The organism is uncultured Campylobacter sp., from assembly GCF_938045595.1.
GTDB lineage: Bacteria > Campylobacterota > Campylobacteria > Campylobacterales > Campylobacteraceae > Campylobacter_B.
Window position 1 is genome coordinate 1 of the sequence record NZ_CALIBB010000159.1, and the last position, 6,967, is coordinate 6,967.

Sequence of the window (6,967 nt, forward strand, 5' to 3'; positions counted from 1 at the left end):
GGTGGCTGCGTATCGCGCGCTGCGCCCGCTGTGCGAGTATCCTTTTCATCTGGGCGTGACCGAGGCGGGGACGAAATTTCACGCGAGCATCAAGAGCGCGATCGCGCTGGGCACGCTTCTGATGGAGGGGATCGGCGATACGATGCGCGTGAGCATCACGGGCGAGCTTGAGGAGGAGATCCGCGTCGCGCGCGCGATCTTGCAGGACGCGGGCGTGCAAAAAAGCGGCGTCAATATCATCTCGTGCCCTACCTGCGGGCGTTTGCAAAGCGATCTGCTAAGCGCGATCAAAATCGTCGAAGAAAAAACCGCGCATATCAAAACGCCGCTAAATATCAGCGTCATGGGCTGCGTCGTAAATGCGATCGGCGAGGCGAAGGGCGCGGACGTGGCGATCGCGTTCGGCAACGGGCGCGGCATCGTGATGCGCCACGGCGAAGTGGTCGCCAAACTCGATGAGAGCAAGCTCGTGGAGCGGTTTTTGCAAGAGGTCGAGGACGAGGTGCGGGTTCGCGAAGGAGCGTGAGAGCTGCGGAGCGTCTAGCCGGTTAAAGCGGTTAAAAGCCGCTACGGCGCGCGGCTTAGTCCTGCGGTTTGGCGTTTCGGCGCGCTGGACTCACTGCGGTTCGTTTAGGCTCATCAACACAGCGTGTCTTGGCGTAAAATTTTAAAATTTAATTCCGAGGCAGCGCTTTTAAATTTGAGTCTTTGGGAATGCGGCTTGGAATTTTAGTTTGGAATTTCAGGTTTAAAATTTTAGCTCTAGGATTTCGTTTTGGAATTTTGGGTTTGAAATTTTAACTTTGCAATTCGCCGTGAAATTTTATTTTAAAATTTGAGCCTCGCGATTCGGTGCTAAATTTGCGGCGTGAAATTTCGATACGTAAAATTTTAAACCATAGAGCTCAGCGGCGTAAAATTTCAAGGCACGACATTGAAGTTTAGCCGCGTTAAATTTAGCGCGATTTATTGCGACAAACACACTGTTTTGCGAAATAGCAGGCGAATGTTAAATTCAAATGCCGCGGCTTCGGCCCACTATTTAAGGCGCTCGAGAAATTTCAAGTCGCGACGTTCGGTTTAAATTTAGTAACATTCGCTCGCCGCAGCTTGGGCGCGAAATTTAATGCCCGAGCCGGGGGCGCCAAATTTTAATAGGCGGGCTTAAAATTTTAAAGAATTCTAAGCCCTAGCGAAATTTCAAGCTCTATGAAATTTCAAAATTTTAAATCCGCCGCGGCAGCCTTTGGGCGCAGCCTTAAATCGCCGCAGTATATGCGGCATAAGAGCGCAGCGGCTTAAAATCACGTGGCTTTTGGAAGCGCTAAGTTTCAAAATCGTGCGAGCTTTCAAGATCGCAAGCTGTTTGATCTAGCGAAATTTTGGGTTGCAAGACTCCGAGCTTCGCAGGCTTTTTGAAGCGCGAAACTTTCAAAGCTGCGATAGTTCTAAGGTCTCGCGACGAGCGTTCAAAGCCGCATCGGTTTTCAAAAGCGCGTACCGGGGCTGTGGATTAAAATTTACGATTTTATAGAGCTTAAAATTTAGACGCGCAAAAGCGCGCGAAACGAGGGGAAGTGATGGCAACGAAGCAGAATGTGCCTGCAAATTTATACGATCTGGATATGGAGCGCGCGATCTTAAGCTCGCTTTTGCAAAACGAGGACGCATACGGCGAGCTGAGCGAGATAATCTCGGTCGGCGATTTTTTCTACAAGCCGCACGCCGACATCTACGAGGCGATCGTCAAGTGCTCCTCGCACAACGAGCCGATCGCGCCGAGCTTCGTTAAAAAATGGCTAGCCGAGCGCTACGACGATGGCGCATTTACCGAGGTCGTAGCCACCAGCGGCGTAGTCGATGCCCCAAAATACGCGCTCGAACTGCGCGAAAAATCGATCAAGCGCTCGCTAATCAAGGTCGCGCACGAGATCCCTTCGATGGTAAACGAAGCCGTGCGTAGCAAGGACACCGCCGATAAAATCAGCTCCAAAATTTACGAGCTCATCGACGAGGAGCGCCACGGCGGCATCAAAAAATCACACGAGATCATCGCTGACGTGGTAGAGGAGCTGAAACGCCAAAAGGCGCTCGCTGGCTCGGAGCTCGTGGGGCTTGATACGGGCTTTCGCTTCCTAAACGACTGCACGAAGGGGCTAAAGCCCGGCGAGCTCATCATCATCGCCGCCCGCCCCGGTATGGGCAAGACCGCCTTTGCGCTAAATTTGATGATGAAAACGCTGCAAAGCGGCAAAGGCGTCGTATTTTTCTCGCTCGAGATGCCCTCCGTGCAGCTGATGTATCGCATACTAAGTGCGCTTAGCTCGATCCCGCTAAGCGACATAATGAGCGCCAAGCTCAGCGACGACGACTGGACGCGCTTCAACGACGCCTGCGATGCGGTGCTGAATATGCCGCTTTTCGTCTATGACAGCGGCTATGTAAACATCCACCAAGTCCGTACCCAGCTGCGCAAACTTAAATCCGCGGACGCTAACATCGAGCTTTGCGTGATCGATTACATCGGACTTATGACGAGCACGAGCAACTACTCCGAGCGCCACCTGCAAATCGCCGAAATTTCGCGCGGGCTCAAGCTCTTGGCGCGCGAGCTAAACATCCCGATAATCGCGCTGTCGCAGCTAAACCGCTCGCTTGAGGCGCGCTCGAACAAACGCCCGATGCTAAGCGATCTGCGCGAAAGCGGCGCGATCGAGCAGGACGCCGACATCATACTTTTCGTCTATCGCGACGAGGTTTATAAAGAGCAGATGGAGCGCGAGCGCATTTCGCGGCTGGAGGCCGAGGGCAAGGACGCGGGCGAGCCCGTGTTTAGGCGCAACGACTATCAGGAAAAAGCCGAAATCATCGTCGGCAAAAACCGCTCGGGCGAGGCGGGCAGGACGATCGAGGTGGGCTTTCAGGGCAGATTTACCCGCTTCGTCGATACGAGTTTCGGCGGCGAGCCTAGCGAGAGCGCGATCTTTAACGAAAACGATAATCTCGACTACGTCTCGCAGCTGCAAGATCAGGGCTTTGAGGAGTCTGATGCGCCACTTGATGCGTCGCAACAGGGTGTAGCGCAGAATTTGCAGCAAAATTTAACGCAGAATTTTAATGAAGCCCAAAATTTTAACGAAGTGCAAAATAGCGGCGTAAGCTTAAATGAAAGCTCCGCTAGCGCTCGAAATTCCAGAGTAAATATCGATTTTGACGAGATGCCTAGTTTCGGCGAAAGCGGTGATGAGCAGGACAGCGAGGAGATAGACGGCGAGTCTAAGCTTAGCGCAGAGCATGGTTTGGCAGAGGTACAGCGCGCGGCACAGAACGCACCGCAAAAGCAAGAATTCAAGGGGCAAAATTTATATGATACTAGAGCGGGTAGTATCTCGCCCGAAACAGAGCGCACTCGCAGAAATTCGGCCGAGCAAAACGTAAAGAGTGCGGAAGGCGCAAAAGGTGCACGGCAAGGCGCAGAGGGCACATCGCAAAGCGTGAGTAACGTACTACGCGAGGGCGGCGCACATGTTGAAGATAATGATAGCAATGAAAACGATATGCCGCCTTTTGAGGCACAAGAGGACGAGGCGAAATTTAAACCCGCACCGCCTCTAAATATCGAAGAGATGGGCATTCCAAAGATCAATGAGGCAAACAGGCTCGATGACGACGACGCGCCGCTGGATCTGTGAAATAGCGCTTAGGCTAGCGCTGATCGTTAGCGTTTTTTGTTTCGCACTTTACGCGCAGGATTTCAGTGACGCAGGCTTTTGCACGTTGGCGGCGTTCTGGGCTTTCGCGCTATTTCGGGTGCTATTTAGCTTTTTTTACGAGGCGAAGCAGCGCGCCAATGCGGCGCTATTTCGCAGCGGCGGGACTTTGATTAAAATTTTTAGAGGCAGGCTGATAAGCGGGGTTTTAGCCTGCGCGGGCGCGATCATCTTGAGCGTCACTTTGGCGCTAGGCCTAGCGGATCTGCGCGGCGCGGAGCTATTCGTGACGCTCGCGGCGCTGCCTGCAGCTCTTGTTCTGATGCGCCTGGCGGTGCTGAAGCTCAGCCTAAAAGAGATTAAAAATCCTAGAATTTTATCGCTCAAACTTAGCATTTTGCTGCTCGCCGCGCTTGCCGTAGCGGTAAATTTCGCCATAAATTTAGCCTATTTGCGGTTCGCAGACGGCGTAGATACTACCGCGCACTTTCAAAATTCCGCGATAAATTTTACTTCGTCCGCTCGCACCGCTGCATTCGCTGAAAATTTCGCGACAAACGACGCTTCCGCGTCCGTCGGAAATTTAGCAACAAATAACACCGCTAAATCCGCTACGAATTCCGCGACGAATAACGCCGCCATAATTGTGCGAAATTCCGAGACTGATAATGCCGTCAAGCCCGCGCCGAACGCCGTTAAAAATCTCACCGCTTCGCCCGCAAATTTTAAAGCGAATTCTGCCAGGTCGGTGTACACCTCGGCTGAAAATTCAAAGGCAAATACCGCTGCCACATCGCAAATCAACGCTAAAAATTCTACGACTAGCCCCGCCGCAGCGCAAAATTTGGCCCAAAATCCCGCCGCACCGAGTATGGCTGCCGATGATAGTTCCGCTGAAAAATTCGCGACGAATTCCGCATCGGTAGCCGAAATTTTTGAAATTTTAAAATCTACCGTGCCGCAAGCGCACTTCAAATCCGCCCTGCTAAATGAAATTTACGCTTTGAAATTTTACAAAAACGCGCTGTTTGAGCTGGCGCTGTCGCAGAGCCCTAGCGCGCTAAAAATCGCTCTTTTGTTTCTGATCTGCGCGGGAGATTTTCTCTTTTACTGCGCGATTTTGCATCTTTGCGCCTTCGTGCTTTTTACGTCGCGAGCCGCAGCCGCGCCCAAAATAGGGCGCTTTAGCGGCACGATCTTTGCGCTTGCCTACGTCACGCTGTGTTTGATCTGCGCCGCGCAGACGCGCACTGTAAGGGACGAGGCGGAGCACCCTAAAAGCGTGGTCGAGACGGGCGTCCAGATCGTGCTGCAAAGCGGCGAGCGGCTGATCTTAAGCGCTCGCGAGGCGGATGCGCTAAGAGGCGAGCTAAACGCCACGCGCTTCGCCGCAGAAGCAAACGCCGCATCCGCGCTGAATAGCTACATCGACGCCGTTTACGACGAGGGCGCGAGGCTTAGCGCGCAGAAAATGGCGGATTTCAATTACTCATTTCTGAGCGATTATCTGGTGCTGTGGCACGGCGTGTGGGACGATGACGCGGGGGCGTATCTGAATGAGAAATTTGCGCTCTTCGTAAGCGAAAGCTTCCCGAAGGATTTTGGCGAAAATATCGCTAAAATCGCTGCGGCGAACGTCAAAAATTATGAGAGCTCGCTAAATTTTACGCTCAAAAAATACGGCGCGAAAATCGATCTCAACGTTACGCAGAGCTTCAGCCTAAAAAGCAAGGCGTATCGCGCGAGCGGAACGGGGCTGGGGGCGCTGGGCGGCGTGCTGGGCGCAAAGCTGATAAGTAAGAGCCTCGCTAAAACTGCGGCCAAGACGGGCGCGAAGACCCTTACCAAGGCAGGCGCCAGCGCGACTAGCGGTAGTGCGGGGCTCGTATGCGGCCCGGGCGCGGTGGTATGCGTGCCTGCGTTTGCCGTGGCTACGTGGTTTGGGCTGGATTTTGCGTTTGCCAAGGGCGACGAGGCGCTGAACCGAGAGGAGTTTGAAGCTGCGATCGTGCGCGATATGATGGCGGCGAAAGAGGAGCTAAAGCGCGCGCTGGCGGAGGATTTTAACGCGACGATAGATGAAATTTCGAGTGAAATTTTAAATTTAGACGGGAAGTAGGGCGACGGATTATGCCCACGCAACTTAGACCCGTTGCGAGCGAAATTTTACGGCGGATTATGGAGTTTTCGTGCGTAGCGGGCGGCGAAATTTTAAAATTTTATTTAAGTGCGGGCGGCGGGTGCCATACATCAAAATGGGCGGCTCGGTAGGTACGAAGCGGTAGCGAAACTAACGGCAAAAATAGGCGCACAAAACAAATAGCGTAGTGGGTGTGCAATAAACAGCGCCTCGAGTGAGAATTTTATAAAATTCTATTCTGCTTTGCTTGCTTTGTCGCATCTGCGCGATTTAAATCGGTTGCGAGTAAAATTTAGCAGCGGATTGAGGAATTTGCGTGCGCGAGGTTTGCACGACAGCGGCTAAATTTTAAAATTTCATTTAAGCGCAGGCGGGTGGGATTACGGCGCACTTATCGCGCCGCCGCACCCTTTAAATTTAAGAGCCAGCTAAAAATTTTTAAATATAATCGCCGCTTAAAACAAGGAGTGCTAATGAAAAAATTCTATCTTAAAATTTGGGTACTTGCGTTTATAGCGGCATTTGCGGCGATTCCTGTTGCGGCACAACCGCCTTTGGTAAGCTTAATAGAATTAGAGAATTTTAAAAATGAAGAGCAAAGGACGCTTTTGAAATCCTGTGATTATGGCGAAGGCAAATATAGCTCATGCAATAAACTCGTTGAAATTTTATCTAAAGAGTGCGACGACGATAGGCGTTATTTAAGTTGTGAATTAAATGCGCTTCTTTTATTGACATTAAATAGAGACGAAGAAGCTATAAATTATCTTGTTAAAAGTTGCGATGCAAATTTAATGACGAGTTGCTTATGCCTTAATTGGGAAGATCTGTATTTCACCGGAAATACGGATAGGGTTTTAAAGAGCTTTAAAAAAATATGTAGTATGGATTCGGAATCTGCACATGAGTATTGCGGATTTTATGATGAACTTAAAATTTGTATGGAAGATAAAGAGTGCAACCCAAGAGGAAAAATGAAAGAAATTTATAATAAACTATACGGGGAGTTGAAATGACAAGGCTAGGCTTTATATTTTATTCTATGATATTTTTAGCTTCTATCGTAATGGCTGGTAAGCATACGGCTGAAGAGGAAAATCTTTATAATGAATGCGAT

At 50.9% G+C, this 6,967-nt stretch carries 4 protein-coding genes; all 4 read left to right on the forward strand.

The genetic code is table 11. The features are described from left to right. A partial coding sequence (locus Q0340_RS06585; RefSeq protein ID WP_298082643.1) for a flavodoxin-dependent (E)-4-hydroxy-3-methylbut-2-enyl-diphosphate synthase occupies positions 1-526 on the forward strand: 526 nt, incomplete at its 5' end. Positions 527-1,580: 1,054 nt separating this feature from the next. Continuing rightward, positions 1,581-3,692, forward strand: coding sequence for a replicative DNA helicase (locus Q0340_RS06590; RefSeq protein WP_298082644.1), 2,112 nt, complete (start codon positions 1,581-1,583; stop codon positions 3,690-3,692). Further along, positions 3,646-5,829 (forward strand): hypothetical protein, encoded by a 2,184-nt coding sequence (locus Q0340_RS06595; protein ID WP_298082645.1) that lies wholly within the window; start codon positions 3,646-3,648, stop codon positions 5,827-5,829. Before Q0340_RS06590 ends, Q0340_RS06595 begins: the two co-directional genes overlap by 47 nt. Positions 5,830-6,323: 494 nt before the next feature. Further along, positions 6,324-6,866 carry a hypothetical protein gene (locus Q0340_RS06600; RefSeq protein ID WP_298082646.1) on the forward strand — a complete coding sequence of 181 codons (543 nt, stop codon included), beginning with the start codon at positions 6,324-6,326 and terminating at the stop codon, positions 6,864-6,866. The last annotated feature ends 101 nt before the right edge of the window (positions 6,867-6,967 follow it).